Genomic DNA, 19,745 nt, shown 5'->3' with positions numbered 1-19,745 from the left:
TGATTGTGAGAACATCGATAACCCGCGGCTGGCAAAGCATGAAGGAGCAATTTTATATTTTAATTCTGCTCTTCATCTACCGACTGCTCTGGGGCTACTTTATGTATGGTTTCATCCGATCTGCTATTATTCCAATTCTACTGCGCTATCCAGATAAAGACGCCGGCGGCAGCGGTATGGGCAGACTGTTGTATTATATCGAGGGACAGTTCAGCTTGAATACTGACCCTGCGATACGCACTTGGTTATGGATGCTTCTAGGACTTGTTGTCTTGCGACTTCTGCTTTCTCCTTTCATAAGGGCAGGATTGCTGCATGAGCTGCACCAGGAGCGAAAGGGCGAGCGCGGGCTGTTCTTTTTCCCTGGCATGAAGATCTATGGACTACCTGTCTTAGTCTTTAGCCTAATCGAATGGGTGCTGACCCTGCTGCCGCTTTACTGGCTTGCTCCAAAAATGTACGGGCTGTTCTTATCCTCTTTGTTTAACTACACTTTGTTACTTCATTTAGTACCATACGTATTGGCATGGCTTATATATATTTTTATCGTGCGCCTGTTTCTTCTATATATGCAGTTTGGTTACACCGGCGGTACAGGAATGTTCTCCTCACTGTTCATCTGCTTGCGGTCACTGATTCCTGCTATAGGTGTTTCCATTGTACTTGGTGCGGGAGGCTTGCTCTTACTGCTAGTGTGCGGACTGACGGGTCTGTTCTGTCCCGGCCTGCCGGCACTTATAATACGGCAAATCTCACCACTACCTTCTACGCTCTTAAAAATGTGGGGAATCTCTGCACAATATCATCTATGGTGTAGCAAAGCATTTCCACAATAAATTAACCTTATTTGACATAATAAAAAGGTCCCAATTCCTGTATTCAGGAGCTGGGACTTTTTCTCATTACGGATAACTTAAGAGTATTTGCAAAATCGTAAAAGCTCTGTTACAATAAGTCCTGTGCTATTAGTAACAATTTTGTAATCAATTGAAACGATTCCTACATAACTAAATGTATTTATCGTAAGTGTAACTGTCGAAACGTCATTCTCTTGGTGCTTAACACGCCTAATTCCTTTGCACCGGGAAGTGGGGGAACCATATTTTGGGTGAATTGATCTCGCTTTACAGGGATCATAGGGAATCTTCTACCGAACCCTTAAGCTAACCTCGCAGGCCTTGGAAGGAGTACATCTTTTGAAAAGACATAATTTAAGAAAAAAATGCGTCGCTGCGGCGCTAGGACTTGTAATGGCATTATCTATTGGTGGAGGAAGCGCCTTTGCCGACTCTAAGATGGACACTGTAATCTCAAAGACTATTGGAGTTGCCTATAAAACCGGAGGTACAAGCACTGCCGGATTTGATTGCTCTGGATTTACAAAATATGTATTCAAGAATGTGGGTCTTACTTTACCTCGTACATCAAAAGCTCAATATAGCGTTGGAACTGCTGTATCCAAAAGCAATCTGCGTTCTGGTGATCTAGTGTTCTTTAACACACTTGGCAATGGAGTATCCCATGTCGGCATTTATGTTGGAAACGGAAAATTCGCACAATCGTCCTCTTCGCGTGGAGTGACCATCACTTCACTCAGTCAGGCCTACTGGGCCAATCGTTATGTTGGCGCTAAAAGAGTAATGAGTACTTCAGCTTATCAAGCTGTAGCCTTCGATTGAAACCTTCCTCACAACTATAACCTCATAATTACAACTATATGAACCTGAATCTGATTATTCCCGTAATCAAATTCGGGTTTTTCTTTTTTCCATAATATATTTTTACACTAATAGAGCCCAATTGAAACACGTTTATTTGATAAAAATTGCAATTATATTAAAAATTAGGTCATTATTAACGCTTACATATGCCTTTCTACCGTAAAAATGCCAATTTTTCTGCATTAATATGTTAAAAACGATTGCCAAGCGGCTTTCTGTTTGTTACAATTAGCGCAGTGAGATTTTAGTAACATTTTTGTAATCATTAAGTTGTTATTTACAAAGGTTTTGTCATGTATTGATTACAAGCTAATCCTAATCAACAGTATGAGCCGAGTTTCCTAACTATTAGGAAAACGGGGGAACCAACTTTGGGTGAATTGACCTCCATTATATAGAGGGGTCATAGGGGACCTTCAACCGAACCCTTAAGCTAACCTCGTAGGCATTTGGAAGGGGTATACACTTTTGAAGAAGAAGTTAGCAGCAGCAGTACTAAGCTTTTCCATCATCCTCACCATCGGAGCAGGAAGCGCTTTCGCAGATTCCAAAATGGATAAAGTGATTGACAAGGCCATCGGTACTAAATACGTATCCGGCGGTATATCCACTAACGGATTTGATTGCTCCGGATTTACAATGTATGTGTTTGATAAGATTGGCATTAACCTTCCACACCAATCAGGTTCCCAATATCAAATGGGCACAGCAATCTCCCGTGATGATATAAGAGCCGGAGATCTTGTATTCTTCAATACAAGTGGCAAAGGTGTCTCCCATGTCGGCATTTATGTCGGTGAAGGTAAGTTCGCACACGCTTCTACCTCACGCGGTGTTACGATTAGCTCTCTGAGTGATAGCTACTACGTGAAACGCTACGTTGGTGCTAAGCGCATTATGAGCACAGACGCTTACCAATCGGTTGCTGCTGAATCGGAAGACAATGATGATGTTCAATAAGTAACGTACATAGGCTCTTTTCCAAGGTAACTCTTGGAGGAGAGCTTGTTTTTTTGTCTTATTACTTATTTACCCCTCTCATAATTTGTAAAACATTCCTCTCATATAAAGTTTCTGAGTCGAACCTCCCCCATTTTGTATATAATTAGTAATATAGCAATGTCCTCGTGAAAGGAGATCGTTGACTTTATGATAAATCCCTCGGTAACTTTTCATGTAGTTCCTATGGAGGCAATTCACGGAGAAGCTATTTGTAAGTGGAGCTATACGCCTCCATATAATATTTATGGCTGGATGCCGTGGGAGCAGATGCAGGCTCTTGGCATCGAGTTTGGTGATCCGCAGCTCCGGGAGGAACAATATATCTCCATATTAAATGAACAAGAGGTTTTGTGCGGATTCGCACAGTTGTTCCCGATGGAAGGAGTCGTTCGTTTAGGAGTTGGGATGCGCCCCGATCTATGCGGCCATGGTTTAGGCAAACTATTCGTAGATGCAATCGTCCAGACAGCCTTGAATCGTTATCCTGATCGTGAGATAGATCTGGAAGTCCTGACCTGGAACCAACGCGCCATCCGAACTTATCAAAAATGTGGATTTACGATTACAGATACGTATGAACGCCGCACACCTACAGGAGACAAACCTTTTTATTGCATGGTCTATGACAAATGATATTAAATACCATATATTTCATAAGAATGATTGTATTCTCGTTCATTTTTTTGTCACAAACCCTATGATAACGCTTCACCATAAGCTATAATGTAGGGAGCAGCTTACATAGAAGGGACGAATTGGGATGCAGAAATGGATCATGAGCGGTTTGTTTTTTGCCGCCTGTGCCTTTGCGGTAGTACTCATGTTTACACTTCCGGGTAAAGAAGAGGTAGCTGAAGAAAACAAGCCCACGATGCCGGTAGTTCAACTGGACGCGGCAAAGGCAGAAGCAACCGTGAAAGCCAGCTGTATCACCTGTCACGGCGATCAGCTTCAAGGTGGAGTTGGACCAAGTCTTCAGAATGAAGGTGGCCAGCATGACGCTGAGGAAATCTATAGCATCGTCACTAAAGGACGTGGCCAAATGCCTTCCTTTAAGGAGAAACTAGCGCCTGAAGAGATCGCCAACGTCGCACTCTGGCTCTCAGAGAAAAAGTAACCCACCCAAGCAACTAAAAACGCCCGTGTATGAGATAGGTGACTATCTCTGCACGGGCGTTTATTTTATGATTTCGGCTAAACTAGTGATTTTTTTCAAAGGCTTCATTAAATTGATGCGCCTCTCGAAGATCTAGAGCCGTAATCCCATCTTCTTCATTAGATTCCAGTCGCAGTGTAACTGTTTTATAATCAATCGTAATATGTGGATGATGATCGAAGGCTTCTGAAATCGTGGCTACTTCATCAACAAACGCAATGCCCTTCATATATTGGCTGAACATATATTTTCGTACCATAACGTTATCTTCCAGCTTCCAGCCCTCTAGCTTGGTGATCTCCTCACGCAGTTCCTCTTCCGTAAATAACAATTCGTTTCCTCCCTTACAAAAAATTGCAGTAAAGTGCGCAGTTCCCTTTACTTGTCTTAGGCTTTAAACAAAACATCCCTTAGCTTCTGAGGTCCAAGGGATGTGCCAGGATAAAGGCGATATTTTCGATTTAATGTATTCACAAATCCCAGCGATTATAACTCGGCTTTATCAATTTTAACACGGGCTACTGACTACGGGCAAATTACGTACAGACTTCTCCTCCGCCTAAATCAAAACCACTGAAGCCAAATCCTCTTCGCCAACTAAAATATTAATGCGGTGCGTGTCCTTATCGTAAATAATTACGCCGCTCCCCACCTCAATCATAGGTTCATTACCCAGCGCGAAGAAAAGATCCTCAGCCAATGCTTCCCATACCTCCAGCTTTGATTCTTGGGGTAGTTCCTGCCACTCGTCCGGATCCATCTCAAAAAATAAATATCCATCGGAAATTCGTCCGACGGCTTCGGTCAAATCTGTTAGAATTTCACCGTAATCTCTACCATGCTTTACACCCACGTATATCACTCCGTTTTCTTCACAGATGAATAATTACTTACCTTATCCATTATAGCCGAAAAAATGACTTCACAAAAAACCGAATGATGTCGATAAATAAGAATATACGTTAATTCGGTTTCGCACAGAGTGCCCTGCCGCTGTTTCAAGGATGATATACGCGGCATTGTCGGAACACATCTTAAATCTCACGGACGAGGTGCAAAATGGAAATTTCAACAATAATTGGTTTAATCTTTGGTTTGGTTGCTGTAATCTGGGGCATGATCCTCAAGCACGCTCCACTTCATGCTTTGGCCACACCTGCTGCTTACGTTATTATCTTGGTGGGTACGGCAGCGTCTATTTTCATGGCCTTTCCTTTCAACGAGGTCAAAAAGATTCCAAGTCTGTTCAAAATGATCTTTATCAAAAAGAAATTAATCAGTAAACCCGAATTAATCACTATGTTTATGGAATGGGCTTCTATCACACGGCGTGAAGGTCTGTTGGCTCTAGAATCAAAGGTCGATGAAATAGAAGATAACTTCCTCAGGAATGGCATGCGGATGATCATTGATGGAAATGATCAGGATTTTGTCCGCGATGTCCTCATGGAGGATATCCACGCCACAGAGGATAGACATAAAGCAGGAGCGCTCATTTTCTCACAGGCAGGTATGTATGCTCCTACCCTTGGGGTGCTCGGGGCGGTTATCGGCCTCATCGCCGCTCTGGCTGATATGAGTGATATGAACAAATTGGCTGCGGCAATCGGGGCTGCCTTCATCGCCACTTTGCTTGGTATCTTTACAGGTTACGTATTATGGCATCCTATTGCTAATAAACTGAAACGTCTCTCCAAACAAGAAATCGAAGTTCGAATGATGATGGTCGAAGGTCTTTTGTCCATACAGTCCGGTGTATCTACTATTGCCATCAATCAGAAGCTTGCTGTATTCCTAACACCTTCGCAACGCGTTAAGTTAAATGAGAAGGACGGTGGATCAGGTGAGCAAAAAGACTAGACACGAAGAGCATGAAGAACATGCCGATGAATCGTGGCTGTTACCTTATTCCGACCTCATGACTCTTCTGGTGGCTCTGTTCATCGTTATGTATTCTATGAGCGCAACGGATGCCAAGAAATTTGAAGAGATGAGTCAAGCCTTCAGTTCCGCACTTAATGGCGGTACAGGTATTCTTGAAGAGCGGGCAGCAATGCCTAGTAAAACTCAAGAAGATCTGGGGAAAAATGATAAGATGGGTAGCTCTACCTCCAAGAAAGCTGAAGAAGCAGAAATGGCAAAGCTACGACAAAAGGAACAAGAGGATTTAGAGAAGCTTAAGAAACAATTCGATCAATATATTAAGAGCAACGGTCTAACTGATCTGCTCAGTACGAAGCTTAATCAATCTCAGCTAATGATTACGATCAGTGATAACGCATTGTTCGCCTCTGGCCAAGCCATTGTTAAGGATGATTCGCGGCAATTAGCTAAATCCATCTCAACGATGCTGCAGCAATTCCCGGATTATGATGTAGTAGTGCAAGGGCACACCGACGATATTCCAATTTCTAATAGCAACTATTCATCCAACTGGGATCTGAGTGCGGATCGGGCACTTCAGTTTATGAAGATTTTGCTGCAGAACACGAATCTAAATCCGCGCAAATTTAGTGCGATTGGATACGGCGAGTATCATCCTATTTCGGATAATGACACAGCTACCGGTCGAAGCAAGAATCGCCGGGTAGAGGTTTCCATTATTCGCAAATATCAGGAATCCAAAGAGTTTACAGGGATTGTTCCCTCTGCTGAATAAGTGATGTCGTAAGGTAATAAAAAGAGCTGTCCAAAGGTCTTAGACCCCGGACAGCTCTTTTTTGTTGCGAGTACTACATTCTATATGGACCTGTAACATTGTAATAACATTCCTACAGTAACTCGTAGTTCAGCGTAGCTCCAAGCTCTTTCTTCTCATCAGCAGACAGCTCCCGCCATTCTCCCGTTTGCAATGCCCCCAGGCGAATATTCATAATCCGAATGCGTTGCAGCTTTCGAACCTCATAGCCAAAAGCGCTGCACATACGACGAATCTGGCGATTTTTGCCCTCTGTCAAAATAATACGGAAGACACGCTCCGTAATACGCGTGACCTCACAGGGCAGCGTCTTCTCACCTAATATTTTCACACCGCTCGACATGCCAGTAATAAATGAAGGCGTAATGGGTCTGTCCACGGTAACCACATATTCTTTTTCATGCCGGCCTTCCGCCCGCAAAATTTTATTAACGATATCACCATCATTAGTAAGCAAGATTAATCCTTCCGAATCCTTATCGAGACGACCAATCGGGAATATACGCTCATGATGACCTACAAAATCGACAATATTCCCCTTGATATGCTGTTCTGTGGTTGATGTAATCCCAACCGGCTTGTTTAGAGCAATGTAGACCGTCTGGCTCGAGGTTTCAAGCGCTATACCATCTATTCGCACATCATCGCCCGGAACAGCCTGACTGCCCAGCACAGCAGGCTCTCCGTTGATCGTAACTCTGCCGGCATCCACAAGCTTGTCTGCTTCTCGGCGTGAACAGTATCCTGTCTCACTGATGAATTTATTAATTCTCACGTTGTTCTTCACTCCGTTCATCCTTAATGTTAAGCCAAGGTGTAACCCCTCCAGCTGCAGGCAGCTTAATCATAACGGTTGTCCCCCGGCCAACTTCACTTTGTATTTCCAAATGACCCTTATGAGCCTGAATAATACGCTGGCTAATCATTAACCCAAGACCAGTCCCCGATTCCTTATTCGTGAAGAACGGTTCACCCAGCTTAGGCAGCACGTCCTCTGGAATCCCTTCACCCTGATCTTTGATTACAATAAAGACGCAATCCACAGAGTTCCACAGTTCCATTGAAATGACGCCACCCTCAGGCATAGCCTCAATTGCATTTTTAACAATATTAATAAATACCTGCTTCAGCTGGTTCTCTTCACAATGTACAGTAGCAGGTTGTTCAGAGAATTTCGTACTAAATTGAATATCATGTAGATGAGCCTGACTATCCAATAGAGAAACTACATCACCTAATATGTAGCGAAGATCTTTCTCCTGAAAATGAACGGCTTGCGGCTTAGCCAGGATTAAAAATTCACTGACGATAAGATTAATCCGCTCCAGCTCGGATAACATCAGCTCTACATGAAGCGGAACCAAGAGCTCCTTCTCCTGTTGAAGCTGTAGAAATCCTTTTAACGTGGTAAGAGGGTTACGAATCTCATGAGCTACTCCTGCGGCCAATTGGCCGACTGTAGTTAGTTTCTCAGAGCGTCTAAGCAGCTCCTCCATTCGATTGCGTTCCGTCATATCACGAGAAACGTGAATAAAGGAATGGGGATAACCCTCTTCATCTCGAATTATCGAGGTACTAACGCTAACTTCAACTAATGATCCGTCCCGTTTAAGTCTCACTGTCTCGATCGGCGGCAGAACTGCACCATTTCTTAACGCGTCAAGCCGCTCTTCCTCTTGCTTAAGCGCTGTCGCAGGTACAAGATATGGCATATTGCCTATCACTTCTGTTGCACTCCATCCGTACAGCTCCTCAAAGGCTCTGTTAGTGCTAGTGATTCGTCCCTCCATATCCAACGTATGAATCGCATCCGACGTACCGTTAATTACGGATTCCAAATGCTCCTTAACCGCCCGGTTCTCTTCCAGCGTCTGCTTAAGACGATTGGTGCGTTGCATAAGATGAGAAGTCATAGCGTTAATCCGCAAGGCTAATTGACCTAGCTCATCACGAGAGGTTACGCTTAATGGAGGTTCGAACTTACCTCGCGCTACATCATTGACTTTGGCAAGTATAGCCTGAATTGGACGGGTAACAAAACCCGAAAGTATGTAACTACATAGCAAAAATAATGCCAGCAACAACAGAGACGTAGTCAAATAATTAGTTAATTGTTCATGAACTACGGATGAAATCACAGAGTAATCCAAAACTACACCGATTACATAAGGTTCCATTTTAGCAGTCTGGATAGGAATGAAGCTTTTGAGTACTCTTTTTCCATGTACTCTCGTCTCCAGTGTAACTGGCTTCTGCTTCTGCTGAGCTAATAGAATGGCCGCTTTATCTTGCTCCACATTACCATAAGTATAGGTACCGAACTTAATTGGGCGGTTGCCAAGTTTCTTTTTAAATGCATCGCTTCCATCGCCCGCCATACTCGCTAAACCAAATGTTGTTGGATTAAATCCTGTAAGCTCTAAAATCCCAGGATTAACTTCTTTGGTTCGCTCTACAATTTGATCGGGATTGGTGATTTTGACATATTCACTAGCCGCAGTATTGAGAATAACAGGATTAATGATGTAGTTGCTTGCTTCATCATGATAATAACCCCACTTCTCAATGAAATCGGGATTGTAGGTTGAATATTCAAATGGGCCTGACCAAAAATGATCCAATGCCTGACCTTGCCCCACAGTGACTTCCTGATTATCAAATAACTCCAAAAGGGCAAGGTACCAGTACCCCCAACCTTGAGTGGACATTCCAATATCAATAGGATTTGATGCCTTTGTCACCACGATATCATTATCAGTCTTTACCAGAATTGAAATATTAGACACGCCCAACTTGGAAGTTAGGGCCTTAAGTTGAGCATTGGTTATATTCTTATAATCCGGACCCAATTCCTTAGAGGCAAAGATGGCAGCCATTCTTAAGTTATGCGCAATTTGATATTCTACATAGTTAGAGCTATAGTTACTTTGTTCTACAGAAACAGCCATTTGCATAGCGGTGATCTGCATATTATTTGCGTTTTCATTTCTTAGATTATTCTGAGCGGCATAAAGGTTAAATGTCAGGTTTAATGCTAAAATTAGCAGTACCGCTCCAAAAATAATAGCAGATAGTTTTGTCTTTATGGACAAACTGTTATTCACCTCTTATCCACTGGTAAATCCTTGCGGAGCCTATAATAAACATCATACCTTTTGCCCCCTCATTTGAAAAGGACATTTAAAACAAGCCTATTAATTCACGAAATATTGAAATTCAAAAGGTGTTTCTCTACAATATATAAGAAACCATCCACATCTTATGCACATATAAACAAATTATTAAAGTCCGATGTGTACAAAAATGTGTATAAGTAGGCTGTTATCCACAGAGTTATACACATTTTGTTAAGAACGAATATTTGTTCGTTGTACAATGGTTACAGAAGAAGGGAAGATGATCTTGAATATTAAAGCCAATGAATCGCCAGAAGATATACAAGCGGTTCATGAATATTGGATGAGGCAGGCGATCGCAGAAGCACGTAAAGCTGAGGCATTAGGTGAGGTTCCTATTGGCGCTGTCATTGTTCGACATGGTGAAATTATAGGACGTGGATACAATTTACGAGAAACGACAATGGATTCGACAGCCCATGCAGAGATGGTAGCCATTCGCGAGGCCAGCAATGTCATGAATTCTTGGCGTCTGCTGGATTGCCAGCTGTACGTCACCCTAGAACCTTGTCCGATGTGTGCAGGAGCAATAGTGCAGTCCAGAGTGCCTCTCACGGTATATGGAACGCCTGACCCTAAAGCTGGATGTGCCGGGACCCTCATGAACTTGCTTGAAGAGCCGCGATTTAATCATAGAACTGAGGTAATACAGGATGTTTTACAAGAAGAATGTGCAGATCTACTCACCTCCTTCTTTCGCCGTTTACGTAAAAAGCCAATTAAACAAAAGGAGGACTCCTAAATGACCCTTACTCTATATCATACCTCTCAAGGGATCTATATTTCTCCACTTGAGCTTAAGGATGCACAGAGCCTGCTAGAGCTTCGTTTAAATAACCGGGTAACCCACGAACCGTTTGAGCCAAAACGTGATGAGCACTTCTTTACCCTGGAGAGTCAGCAACAGATCATCAATCAGCGTATTGAGGACGCCCTACAGGACAGAGCTTATATGTTCGGCATTTATCTGCTGGATGGACAGCTAATCGGTCAGATCACATTGTCCAACGTCTCACGAGGTGTAGCACAATATGCTGATTTAGGATATTTAATGGATCATCGGATGCAAGGACAAGGTTATATGACAGCAGCGGTCGGATTAGTCCTTGGCTATGCTTTCCGAGCCTTAGGTCTACATAGAGTTCAGGCAGCTATTTTATTGCATAATGAAGCTTCCCGAAGAGTCCTGGAGAAGAGTGGGTTTAAACCTGAAGGGGTTGCCCGTCAGTATCTTAAAATAAATGGACAGTGGCAGGATCACCAAACCTACGCAATCTTAACTGAAGATGTGCTGACAGAGGAACAGAAATAGGATTCTGCATTGTCGCAGGAATCAGTCTACTTTTTTTCCTAAAAAAGACCCGCATGGGCGTATAATATACGCCTCATGCGGGTCTTTATCTTGCGAACTGGGATTAATAAGTTCCCAAACCACCGAATTCTTCTCCAAGTTGATCCATTGTAATTACATCATCACCTTGAGGGATACCAATCTTGAATACCGGCTTTTCGTTGATCTTGCTGTATTGGCCCGTTCCATTTACTGAGAAGGCCACTTTTGTGCCATCTTCCGGATCATTTACTTTAACATCCATCAATAAATCCTGATACACAGCGTATCCGTCCTTATTGATCGCAGTATTATAGTGGAACTGGTTGATGGTAAGGTACTTATCAAGATCAGCTAAGCCCTTATCCAATTCAGTTCTAGCTTCACCTGATGTCAGTTCTTCTTTAGCCTTAGCTAGATCTGCATCTTTAATCTGCAGCATATCCTTGTATTCTTCCTTGCTTACGATATCAATGATTTTTGGCAGGGCATTATTCACCAAGATAGTGATTGCTTCTTTAACATTATCGTTAGTCACTTGGAACTGAACGACTTGTTTAGCTTCCACACCTTCTGGTAAATTAGCATCTTTGGGATCAATCTCGTTAAAATATTTTTCTTCGTCATATTCAGCTAGGACAGTGTCCACCACTTCATTAGACAGCTTCTGCATTTTTTGAGTATCCATCGTACTTGGGTTAAATTCTGCACCCTCCTGCTCTGCCAACGCCTTCAGATCAACCTCTACAAACTTATTGAGGATTGTCTCAGGAATCGGTACGAAAGGAATAGATGGAATCTTAACATACAACTTCTCGGCAGTCATTACCATAGGAACATTAAAGCTCATGCTCATATCGCCTTTCAGATTCAGAACCATAGTTAGTTCTGTCTGCATTGGCTCTGCTTGATATACCCCATCAATGGTAATATCAGCATTCTTAAGCATACTAAGTACCTGTGTAGTCATTGCAGCAGATTCAGCGTCAGAGGTCTCGATCGTAAGATCGTTGATCGTGAATTTACTCTTCATCTCATAAGATGACATTGTAGTCGCTTTAGTAGCGGCTGATTTTAAGGCCTCTTTTGGCGCCTCCTGTTTACTTGCACATCCCGGCAGAATTACTGCTGCTGTAAGCAGCAATGCAGCGGCCGACAAACCCCACTTTTTGTTCATTATTGTTCTCCTCTCCCATTGTAAAAGAAATCTCTCCCCCTCCTATGATAAACCATTTGTAAAAATCAAGAAACACTTCTTTAAAATTCTTAACGTTTTTATTTGTTAACCTTGTGGATTATGGTGGTCAACATGGTTCGCTTGTTTCACCTTTTTAGAACCTGAAAGCGGTTCTGGACCTGAAGGAGCATGGTCTTTTCTCCGCTCACCACTTGTTGGCTCTGCCCCAGGAACAGGGATACTTTTTGGTTTCGACATTTTCATTCCTCCTAAGGATTGGTCAAGTTCTGAAGAGCCTGAGCACATTCATGAATTTGCCGTGAGTATTGCTGTGCCAGCTGCTGTACGGCATCACTACGCTCATCAATATGGAGACCGCTCTGTTCCACATCCAGCAGATCCACTGCCACTTCTCTGCTATCTACATACTTGCAGCGAAAATCCAGCGAATAGCCTTGATGACCTGCCGCATTAAAATGAATCAGCAAGCTATTCGGATCCCCATTATCCGCCAGCACACTGAAACTATCCCCATCATCCATCAACGCCGGCAAGCGCTCCTGCCAGGCTGAGACAAGCTTATGCTGATCAACTTCTAATGATCTATCCATGATTATGATCATCCTCCTTCTCTAATACATTGCGGAGAAATGAAGCTTTTTATTCTCAATAGAACTGGGTCTACCAAACAAAACAAAAAACCGTCCCCCAGAGGGAACGGTTTCTATCTAATTATTCTTTAAGTTCATAAAGGAATGGCGGAGAGGATGGGATTCGAACCCATGTGGGCTTGCACCCTAACGGTTTTCAAGACCGCCCCGTTATGACCGCTTCGGTACCTCTCCAAATGCATTTAAATTTCACATGCATTAGGATTGTACCATACAATGCAAAGAAAAAGCAACTATATCTTTAAATAGTTTTTGGTTGTATCGATTTTACATTGCGCATATAAGGTTGTAGGCATTCTGGAATCAGAACACTGCCATCCTCTTGCTGATAATTCTCAAGAATTGCAGCAACCGTACGTCCAACAGCCAAAGCAGAGCCGTTCAGCGTATGAACAAATTCAGGCTTCGATTTTGGATCCTTACGGAAACGAATATTTGCCCGGCGTGCTTGGAAGTCTTCTGTATTTGAGCAAGAGGAGATCTCACGGTACATCCCACTCTCAGGCAACCACACTTCCAAATCATACGTCTTAGCCGATGTAAAGCCCATATCAGCCGTACATAACCCAAGTACACGATAAGGCAGTCCCAACAGCTGCAGCACACTTTCAGCATCTGCTGTCATTTTTTCTAATTCCTCATAAGAGGATTCAGGGGTGGTGAGCTTCACCAACTCTACCTTGTTGAATTGATGCTGGCGAATCAAACCGCGAGTATCACGGCCCGCCGAGCCCGCCTCAGAACGGAAACAAGAGCTGTAAGCTACATGGTATTTAGGCAGGTCAGCTGCCGTCAAAATCTCTTCGCGATAGTAGTTCGTTACCGGTACTTCAGCTGTAGGAATCAAATAGTATTCGGTATCCCGCAGCTTGAACAGATCCTCTTCGAATTTAGGCAGTTGTCCTGTACCATACAAGCTGTCTTTGTTTACAATGTAAGGCGGCAGCATTTCCTCATAGTTATGCTCACCACTGTGAAGATCCATCATAAAGTTAATCAGCGCCCGTTCTAGACGTGCTCCAAGTCCTTTATAGAAAACAAACCGGGATCCTGTAACCTTTGCTGCAGCTTCAAAATCAATAATATCAAGCTGCTGCGCAAGCTCCCAATGTGATTTCGGAGTGAATCCGAACTCTTTGGGCTCCGACCAGCGGCGTAATTCAACGTTATCATCCTCAGACTTCCCTACTGGAACTGAATCATGAGGAATATTAGGGATATTCATAGTAAGATCAGCAATCTGAGCTTCCAGTTCACGTACTTCATCATCAAGCTCTTTAATTCGGTCAGACACTGTACGCATTTCTGTAATTAAATCATCTGCTGGTTCGCCGTTCTTTTTCTTTTTCGCCACTTCACCTGAAACTGTATTACGACGGTTCTTAAGACCTTCGGTTTCTTGCAGTAATTCTCGTCGACGCAAATCAAGTTGTGGAAAATCAGCAATTAAGTCCAGCGATTTGCCCCGTTTTTCTAAAGCCTCTTCCACTCTTGCGTAATCACTACGTAGTATTTTTACATCTAACACAAAGTTTCCCTCCTGAAAACAGCCTAAACTCTTTCAAAATGCTGATTACAGCTTTGAAAGAGTCAGGATGTTCTTTATATGCGATTTTGTTGTTGGACTTCCCTATTCGCCTCTACCATATCGGCAAAATATTGGTGCAGTCTGAAATCATCGGTCAGTTCTGGATGAAAAGAAGACACCAGCAAGTTCCCTTCGCGCGCGGTTACAATCTCATCATTATAGACTGTAAGCACATCAACTCCCGGTCCTACCTCGTTGATAAGCGGTGCACGTATAAATACAGCACGAACCGGCTCATCAATGCCTTTAACCTCCAGATCACATTCAAAGCTTTCCCGTTGGCGGCCGAATGCATTCCGGGCTACGGTAATATCCATCAGCTCCAAATGCCCCGGTTCACCACCGGCAATTTTTTTGGCCAGCACGATCATACCCGCACATGTGCCAAAAATAGGCTTTCCCTGATCAGAAAAATCACGGATGGCTTCTATGAAGCCATATTTCCGCATTAGCTTTCCAATCGTTGTACTTTCTCCGCCGGGGATAATCAGGCCTTCAACTTCTTCTAGCTGCTCCACACGCTTGATAGGCACGCCTTCTGCACCGGTCTTCTCTATACTAACAATATGCTCCGTAACAGCGCCTTGCAGCGCCAATACTCCTATCTTCATCCTACAACCTTCTCTCTATTAACGGCCACGCTCCGACATACGTTCAGCCGGGGTGAGAGTTGCAATATCAATCCCCTTCATTGGTGCACCAAGGTTCTTGGATACTTCAGCAATCAGTTTGTAATCAGTATAGTGTGTAGTGGCTTCAACAATCGCACGCGCAAATTTCTCAGGATTGTCCGATTTAAAAATACCCGAGCCTACGAATACACCATCAGCACCCAAATGCATCATAAGAGCAGCATCTGCAGGAGTAGCTACACCCCCAGCGGCAAAGTTAACAACCGGCAGTTTGCCAAGCTCATGTACTTCGAGCAACAGCTCGTAGGAAACTCCCAGGTTCTTTGCCTCATTATATAGCTCGTCCTTGGACAAATTCGTTACTTTACGGATTTGACTGTTGATAAAGCGCATGTGACGCACGGCCTCAACAATGTTGCCTGTTCCTGGTTCACCTTTTGTACGGATCATGGAGGCACCTTCGTTAATACGTCTCAGTGCTTCTCCCAGATCCTTCGCTCCACATACAAAAGGAACGGTGAACTCATGTTTATCAATATGGAATACTTCATCAGCAGGAGTAAGAACTTCACTCTCATCCAAGTAATCAACACCCAAAGATTCTAGAACTTTCGCTTCTACATAATGGCCGATACGAGCCTTAGCCATAACAGGGATACTTACCACCTTGAGAACCTCTTCTACAATTGTAGGATCGGCCATCCGTGCTACACCGCCAGCTGCACGAATGTCAGAAGGTACGCGTTCCAGAGCCATAACAGCAACTGCACCAGCAGCCTCAGCAATTTTTGCTTGCTCTGCATTCATGACGTCCATAATGACGCCGCCTTTTTGCATTTCTGCCATGCCTCTTTTAACTCGCGATGTACCTGTTTCCATGTCCTAACCCCCCGAATGATCTATCTTAATCTAACTTGTAATTTTACCCCAATGAAGGGAAATCTACAACCCATTTACTCGGATTTACTGCTGATTTCGACACCAAACTGCATTAGAACAAGTTCTTGATCCCTGAAAATAAATCACCGAAGAAATCGCCAATCGCTCTAAGGAACAACTTGAACCAGCCAGCTTTCTCAGCTTCCTCTACAGTGATCAGATTAACTGTTTTCTCCTGTGCTGCTTGCATGCCTTCAGCCTTGTAGGAATAGGTAACTTTACCTACTTTAGAGGACTGAGCTATAGGAGCAACCAAAGTTGCAGGGTCATTTGTTACAACAGTTGTAGTAACTTCAGGAGAAACCGTTCCCTTAGGAACAATGAAAGAAACTCCTTCATCAGTAACTATAGAAACATCTTTATTCTTGCCTTTCAGTACCGGAACTGTTTCCGTGCCAGCAATAACAGCCTTCGGAGCTACAACCTGTTTGATTTCAAAGTTGTTAAATCCGTAGTCGAGCACTTTTTTAGTTTCTGTGAATCGATGTGCCTCTGAATTAGCACCCATAACAACACTGATTAGACGCATTCCATCACGCACAGCAGTACCGGTAAAGCAGTTACCTGCATTTGTGGTATGGCCAGTCTTCAGTCCATCTAGACCTGGATAAGCATATGCCTTAAAGTTGGGAATACTTTTGTTAGCTTCCAGCATCCAGTTGTAGTTAATGATCGGCGCTGTATCCCGATCACGGAATTTATAAGACTGAATCGTTGTAAATTCAGTGAAGTCCGGGTGGTCAGTAACTATAAATTTAGCAAGAGTAGCTGCATCTCTAGCTGACATTACAGTCTCTTTATCAAGATCAGGACGGAATTTCTTCGGCATGTCTGCCCGATCAAGTCCAGTTGAGTTAATAAAATAGGTATTTTTCATGCCCATCTTCTGTGCAGTCTGATTCATTAGTTCTACAAATTGTTCTTCTGAACCCGATACCAATTCTGCCAAAGCAACTGTGGCATCATTCGCCGATCCAACGGCCATCGCTATGTATAGCTCTTTAACCGTATGTTCATCTCCAGCTGCCAGAAAAATTCGTGATCCGACCTGTTTGGAAGCATTCTCTTGAATGATAACTTTCTGATCCCAAGAGATGTCTCCTTTTTTCACGGCATCAGATACAAGATATTCAGTCATCATCTTGGTCATACTCGCAGGTGGGAGTGGTGTATCTGGATTTAGAGCCATAAGTACTTGGCCTGTAGTTGGTTCTATTAGAATAGCAGAACTCAATTCCAAGTTAAGAGATTCCACAGAAGGGATCTTAACTGCGTTGGTCTTGGGTGCAGTTTCAGTAGCAGTTGCGGCACCTTCGGTTGTAACCGGAGTTTTGCCCGCTTCAGCCAATGCTGGAATTACAGGGTTCATTAACATATTTAAAAGCAGACCTACAGTCGCTGTCTTAATTACAATTTGCTTACCATTAAATTTTCGTTTGTGCTTCAATGATTACGACTCTCCTTTAAATCTCATATCAATAGCTTGTTCTATTCTAACACAGGGGTACCCGCAAAAAAAGACAGACAGGACGAAATAGTCCTGTCTGTCCAAAAAATAATACGGTTAGTCCATTATACGGAATAGTTTGGTGCTTCTTTTGTAATTTGCACATCATGCGGGTGGCTTTCACGAAGTCCAGCACTTGTGATGCGAATGAAAGAAGTATCGTTACGCAGTTCTTCCAATGACTTCGTACCGCAATAGCCCATACCTGAGCGCAATCCGCCGATCAATTGATGAACAGTGTCAGAAAGAGGCCCTTTAAAAGCAATACGTCCCTCAATTCCTTCAGGAACGAGCTTTTTATCATCATCTTGGAAATAACGGTCTTTACTGCCTTGTTTCATGGCACTCATGCTGCCCATACCACGATATACTTTAAATTTACGGCCTTGATAAAGCTCAGATTCCCCTGGGCTTTCTTCTGTACCCGCAAACATACTTCCCATCATTACAGCATGAGCACCAGCTGCGATAGCCTTAGTGATCTCCCCAGAATACTTAATACCGCCATCAGCGATAATAGGAATTCCGTACTCGCGAGCAACTGTCGCACAATCATAAATGGCTGTAACCTGTGGTACGCCGATACCAGCGATAACGCGTGTAGTACAGATCGATCCTGGTCCAATACCTACTTTAACTACAGATGCACCAGCTTCAATAAGTTCACGGGTTGCTTCGCCTGTAGCTACGTTACCAGCAACAATCGTAAGATCAGGATACAGCTCACGAATTTGGCGAACCGCTTCAATTATATTAATGTGGTGACCATGTGCAGAATCGACGACGATCAAGTCCACACCAGCTTTTACTAATGCTGCAGTACGTTCGAAGGTGTCTTTAGAGATACCAACAGCTGCTCCAACAAGTAGACGGCCATGTGCATCTTTGGCTCCGTTAGGGAATTGAATAGCTTTTTCAATATCCTTAATGGTGATGAGGCCCTTAAGAATATTATTCTCGTCCACAAGGGGAAGCTTCTCGATCTTATGACGTTGCAGGATACCTTCTGCTTCCTGAAGGGTTGTACCCACAGCAGCTGTTACAAGATTCTCATGTGTCATAACTTCTTTAATTTGAATATTGAAATCATGAATAAAGCGTAAGTCTCTATTAGTCAGAATACCGACAAGTTTATTGTCACTGTCTACAATCGGCACTCCGGAAATGCGATATTTACCCATTAAAAGCTCTGCATCAGATACCATATGTTCTGCCGTAAGTGAGAATGGATTCGTAATAACTCCGCTCTCGGAACGCTTCACACGATCTACTTCTTCCGCTTGCTGCTCTACAGGCATATTCTTGTGTATAATCCCGATGCCACCCTCACGAGCAATTGCAATGGCCATGGCTGCTTCTGTGACTGTGTCCATACCTGCACTCATAAGTGGAATATTCAACTTCACATTCTTACTTAGAACTGTGGTCAAATCCACTTCTTTAGGCAGTACCTCAGATTTACGCGGAACCAGCAGCACATCATCAAAAGTTAGACCTTCTTTACCAAACTTATCTTTCCACACCTGGGTCATTCCTCCTCGGTTGTTTTAAATTATACCCGCCTACAAACTTTATGAAAGAAGAACCTTTGACTCCAGTCCATTCACGACAGACAATTCTGTACATCTGGGGGCTGAACAAGTGTAGATCTTCAATTAAGGTTTGAGATGCTTATCCAAAAATATATTATTGCCATCTTAGCAAAGGGCATTTGGACTGTCAAGAACATTACATCATCAGAGTAGGTATTCAAAAAACGGCCGCCGAGTAAGCGAATTATTGGACGTTAGTCCGTGCTGGGCGGACAATTTAGTGTGTAAAAAATTCACATTGCATCTCTGTTCACCTTTTAAGCCACGCTTATCTCCATCTTAGTATCTCAAAATATAGCCTAATGAATTCTTTATTTACATAACAAAAAGACCACTGTCGATTACTCAACAGTGGTCTTGCGTGCTTGGCAACGTCCTACTCTCCCAGGACCCTTCGGTCCAAGTACCATCGGCGCTGGAGGGCTTAACGGTCGTGTTCGGGATGGGTACGCGTGGAACCCCTCCGCTATCGCCACCAAACATGCGTCTGTGAAACAGACGCTGCCGCGTGAAATTCGGTTCATCACCAGAAGTGACAATGAATTTCTAAGCGTGT

Annotated in this window: 21 protein-coding genes, 1 tRNA gene, 1 rRNA gene and 2 riboswitches; of the genes, 9 read left to right on the top strand and 14 right to left on the bottom strand. The window is 43.3% G+C overall.

Annotated elements, in window-relative coordinates; translation table 11 throughout:
* Positions 1-5: 5 nt before the first annotated feature.
* From NST25_RS00550 to NST25_RS00530, 5 genes are all read left to right on the top strand, one after another.
* Complete coding sequence (locus tag NST25_RS00550) at positions 6-836, top strand: hypothetical protein (RefSeq protein WP_076130393.1); 831 nt, start codon at positions 6-8, stop codon at positions 834-836.
* Between the two features lie 218 nt (positions 837-1,054).
* Positions 1,055-1,193, top strand: a riboswitch (cyclic di-AMP (ydaO/yuaA leader).
* Positions 1,194-1,250: 57 nt separating this feature from the next.
* Positions 1,251-1,679, top strand: a complete 429-nt coding sequence (locus NST25_RS00545; protein ID WP_076130394.1) for a C40 family peptidase — start codon at positions 1,251-1,253, stop codon at positions 1,677-1,679.
* A gap of 362 nt (positions 1,680-2,041) precedes the next feature.
* A riboswitch (cyclic di-AMP (ydaO/yuaA leader) is annotated at positions 2,042-2,184 on the top strand.
* 44 nt (positions 2,185-2,228) lie between these two features.
* Positions 2,229-2,681 carry a C40 family peptidase gene (locus tag NST25_RS00540; RefSeq protein WP_232061490.1) on the top strand — a complete coding sequence of 151 codons (453 nt, stop codon included), beginning with the start codon at positions 2,229-2,231 and terminating at the stop codon, positions 2,679-2,681.
* A 189-nt stretch (positions 2,682-2,870) separates the two neighbouring features.
* Entirely contained in the window at positions 2,871-3,356 is a 486-nt protein-coding gene (locus tag NST25_RS00535) for a GNAT family N-acetyltransferase (protein ID WP_076138618.1), read from the top strand.
* Positions 3,357-3,483: 127 nt separating this feature from the next.
* On the top strand, positions 3,484-3,840 hold the full coding sequence (locus tag NST25_RS00530; RefSeq protein ID WP_036679962.1) for a cytochrome c: 357 nt from the start codon (positions 3,484-3,486) through the stop codon (positions 3,838-3,840).
* A gap of 82 nt (positions 3,841-3,922) precedes the next feature.
* On the opposite strand, the gene NST25_RS00525 is transcribed toward NST25_RS00530, so the two are convergent.
* A complete protein-coding gene (locus NST25_RS00525; RefSeq protein ID WP_076187214.1) occupies positions 3,923-4,210 on the bottom strand; it encodes a 4a-hydroxytetrahydrobiopterin dehydratase in 288 nt (95 codons plus the stop codon).
* A 228-nt stretch (positions 4,211-4,438) separates the two neighbouring features.
* Entirely contained in the window at positions 4,439-4,732 is a 294-nt protein-coding gene (locus tag NST25_RS00520) for a hypothetical protein (RefSeq protein WP_036679966.1), read from the bottom strand.
* Between the two features lie 206 nt (positions 4,733-4,938).
* Here NST25_RS00520 and motA point away from each other — a divergent pair, with 206 nt between their 5' ends.
* A complete protein-coding gene (motA, locus tag NST25_RS00515) occupies positions 4,939-5,739 on the top strand; it encodes a flagellar motor stator protein MotA (protein ID WP_036679967.1) in 801 nt (266 codons plus the stop codon).
* A complete protein-coding gene (motB, locus tag NST25_RS00510; protein WP_076130384.1) occupies positions 5,723-6,538 on the top strand; it encodes a flagellar motor protein MotB in 816 nt (271 codons plus the stop codon). The genes motA and motB overlap by 17 nt, the downstream gene beginning before the upstream one ends.
* Positions 6,539-6,650: 112 nt before the next feature.
* On the opposite strand, the gene rluF is transcribed toward motB, so the two are convergent.
* Positions 6,651-7,352 (bottom strand): 23S rRNA pseudouridine(2604) synthase RluF, encoded by a 702-nt coding sequence (rluF, locus tag NST25_RS00505; RefSeq protein ID WP_036679985.1) that lies wholly within the window; start codon positions 7,350-7,352, stop codon positions 6,651-6,653.
* Positions 7,342-9,669: an ATP-binding protein gene (locus NST25_RS00500; RefSeq protein WP_340393184.1), complete on the bottom strand. Its 2,328-nt coding sequence runs from the start codon at positions 9,667-9,669 to the stop codon at positions 7,342-7,344. Before NST25_RS00500 ends, rluF begins: the two co-directional genes overlap by 11 nt.
* 310 nt (positions 9,670-9,979) lie before the next feature.
* On the opposite strand from NST25_RS00500, the gene tadA reads away from it, so the two are divergent.
* Both tadA and NST25_RS00490 read left to right on the top strand, forming a co-directional pair.
* Complete coding sequence (gene tadA, locus NST25_RS00495) at positions 9,980-10,495, top strand: tRNA adenosine(34) deaminase TadA (RefSeq protein WP_256716154.1); 516 nt, start codon at positions 9,980-9,982, stop codon at positions 10,493-10,495.
* The gene (locus tag NST25_RS00490; protein WP_076187218.1) at positions 10,496-11,065 is read left to right on the top strand and encodes a GNAT family protein; all 570 of its coding nucleotides are present in this window, start codon (positions 10,496-10,498) and stop codon (positions 11,063-11,065) included.
* Between the two features lie 103 nt (positions 11,066-11,168).
* Here the strand turns inward: NST25_RS00490 and NST25_RS00485 are convergent, their stop codons facing one another.
* The 10 genes from NST25_RS00485 to rrf all read right to left on the bottom strand — a co-directional run bounded on the left by NST25_RS00485 (position 11,169) and on the right by rrf (position 19,669).
* A complete protein-coding gene (locus NST25_RS00485; protein ID WP_076130388.1) occupies positions 11,169-12,260 on the bottom strand; it encodes a hypothetical protein in 1,092 nt (363 codons plus the stop codon).
* Between the two features lie 105 nt (positions 12,261-12,365).
* Positions 12,366-12,518: a small acid-soluble spore protein P gene (locus NST25_RS00480; protein ID WP_036679976.1), complete on the bottom strand. Its 153-nt coding sequence runs from the start codon at positions 12,516-12,518 to the stop codon at positions 12,366-12,368.
* An 11-nt stretch (positions 12,519-12,529) separates the two neighbouring features.
* The gene (locus tag NST25_RS00475) at positions 12,530-12,871 is read right to left on the bottom strand and encodes a hypothetical protein (protein WP_036679977.1); all 342 of its coding nucleotides are present in this window, start codon (positions 12,869-12,871) and stop codon (positions 12,530-12,532) included.
* A gap of 145 nt (positions 12,872-13,016) precedes the next feature.
* A tRNA-Ser gene (locus NST25_RS00470) sits at positions 13,017-13,105 on the bottom strand.
* Between the two features lie 67 nt (positions 13,106-13,172).
* Positions 13,173-14,459: a serine--tRNA ligase gene (gene serS / locus NST25_RS00465; RefSeq protein WP_038568043.1), complete on the bottom strand. Its 1,287-nt coding sequence runs from the start codon at positions 14,457-14,459 to the stop codon at positions 13,173-13,175.
* A gap of 74 nt (positions 14,460-14,533) precedes the next feature.
* Positions 14,534-15,130, bottom strand: a complete 597-nt coding sequence (gene pdxT / locus NST25_RS00460) for a pyridoxal 5'-phosphate synthase glutaminase subunit PdxT (protein ID WP_076130391.1) — start codon at positions 15,128-15,130, stop codon at positions 14,534-14,536.
* An 18-nt stretch (positions 15,131-15,148) separates the two neighbouring features.
* Positions 15,149-16,030, bottom strand: a complete 882-nt coding sequence (pdxS, locus tag NST25_RS00455; RefSeq protein ID WP_036679980.1) for a pyridoxal 5'-phosphate synthase lyase subunit PdxS — start codon at positions 16,028-16,030, stop codon at positions 15,149-15,151.
* Between the two features lie 112 nt (positions 16,031-16,142).
* Entirely contained in the window at positions 16,143-17,537 is a 1,395-nt protein-coding gene (locus tag NST25_RS00450; protein ID WP_076187220.1) for a D-alanyl-D-alanine carboxypeptidase family protein, read from the bottom strand.
* A gap of 125 nt (positions 17,538-17,662) precedes the next feature.
* Positions 17,663-19,120, bottom strand: coding sequence for an IMP dehydrogenase (gene guaB / locus NST25_RS00445; RefSeq protein WP_036679982.1), 1,458 nt, complete (start codon positions 19,118-19,120; stop codon positions 17,663-17,665).
* A gap of 432 nt (positions 19,121-19,552) precedes the next feature.
* Positions 19,553-19,669 (bottom strand): 5S ribosomal RNA (gene rrf / locus NST25_RS00440).
* Positions 19,670-19,745 lie beyond the last annotated feature (76 nt).

The organism is Paenibacillus sp. FSL E2-0190, from assembly GCF_037992965.1.
GTDB lineage: Bacteria > Bacillota > Bacilli > Paenibacillales > Paenibacillaceae > Paenibacillus_AQ > Paenibacillus_AQ odorifer.
The sequence above is the reverse complement of the archived record's forward strand: the minus strand, read 5'-3'. Positions and strand labels throughout refer to the sequence as shown.

Bases quoted from the DNA above. Each gene is read 5' to 3' on its own strand.
- pdxT (WP_076130391.1), bottom strand. From the start codon at position 15,130: ATGAAGATAGGAGTATTGGCGCTGCAAGGCGCTGTTACGGAGCATATT.
- NST25_RS00535 (WP_076138618.1), top strand. From the start codon at position 2,871: ATGATAAATCCCTCGGTAACTTTTCATGTAGTTCCTATGGAGGCAATT.
- NST25_RS00475 (WP_036679977.1), bottom strand. From the start codon at position 12,871: ATGGATAGATCATTAGAAGTTGATCAGCATAAGCTTGTCTCAGCCTGG.
- NST25_RS00480 (WP_036679976.1), bottom strand. From the start codon at position 12,518: ATGTCGAAACCAAAAAGTATCCCTGTTCCTGGGGCAGAGCCAACAAGT.
- NST25_RS00530 (WP_036679962.1), top strand. From the start codon at position 3,484: ATGCAGAAATGGATCATGAGCGGTTTGTTTTTTGCCGCCTGTGCCTTT.
- NST25_RS00485 (WP_076130388.1), bottom strand. From the start codon at position 12,260: ATGAACAAAAAGTGGGGTTTGTCGGCCGCTGCATTGCTGCTTACAGCA.
- NST25_RS00490 (WP_076187218.1), top strand. From the start codon at position 10,496: ATGACCCTTACTCTATATCATACCTCTCAAGGGATCTATATTTCTCCA.
- pdxS (WP_036679980.1), bottom strand. From the start codon at position 16,030: ATGGAAACAGGTACATCGCGAGTTAAAAGAGGCATGGCAGAAATGCAA.
- NST25_RS00545 (WP_076130394.1), top strand. From the start codon at position 1,251: ATGGCATTATCTATTGGTGGAGGAAGCGCCTTTGCCGACTCTAAGATG.
- motA (WP_036679967.1), top strand. From the start codon at position 4,939: ATGGAAATTTCAACAATAATTGGTTTAATCTTTGGTTTGGTTGCTGTA.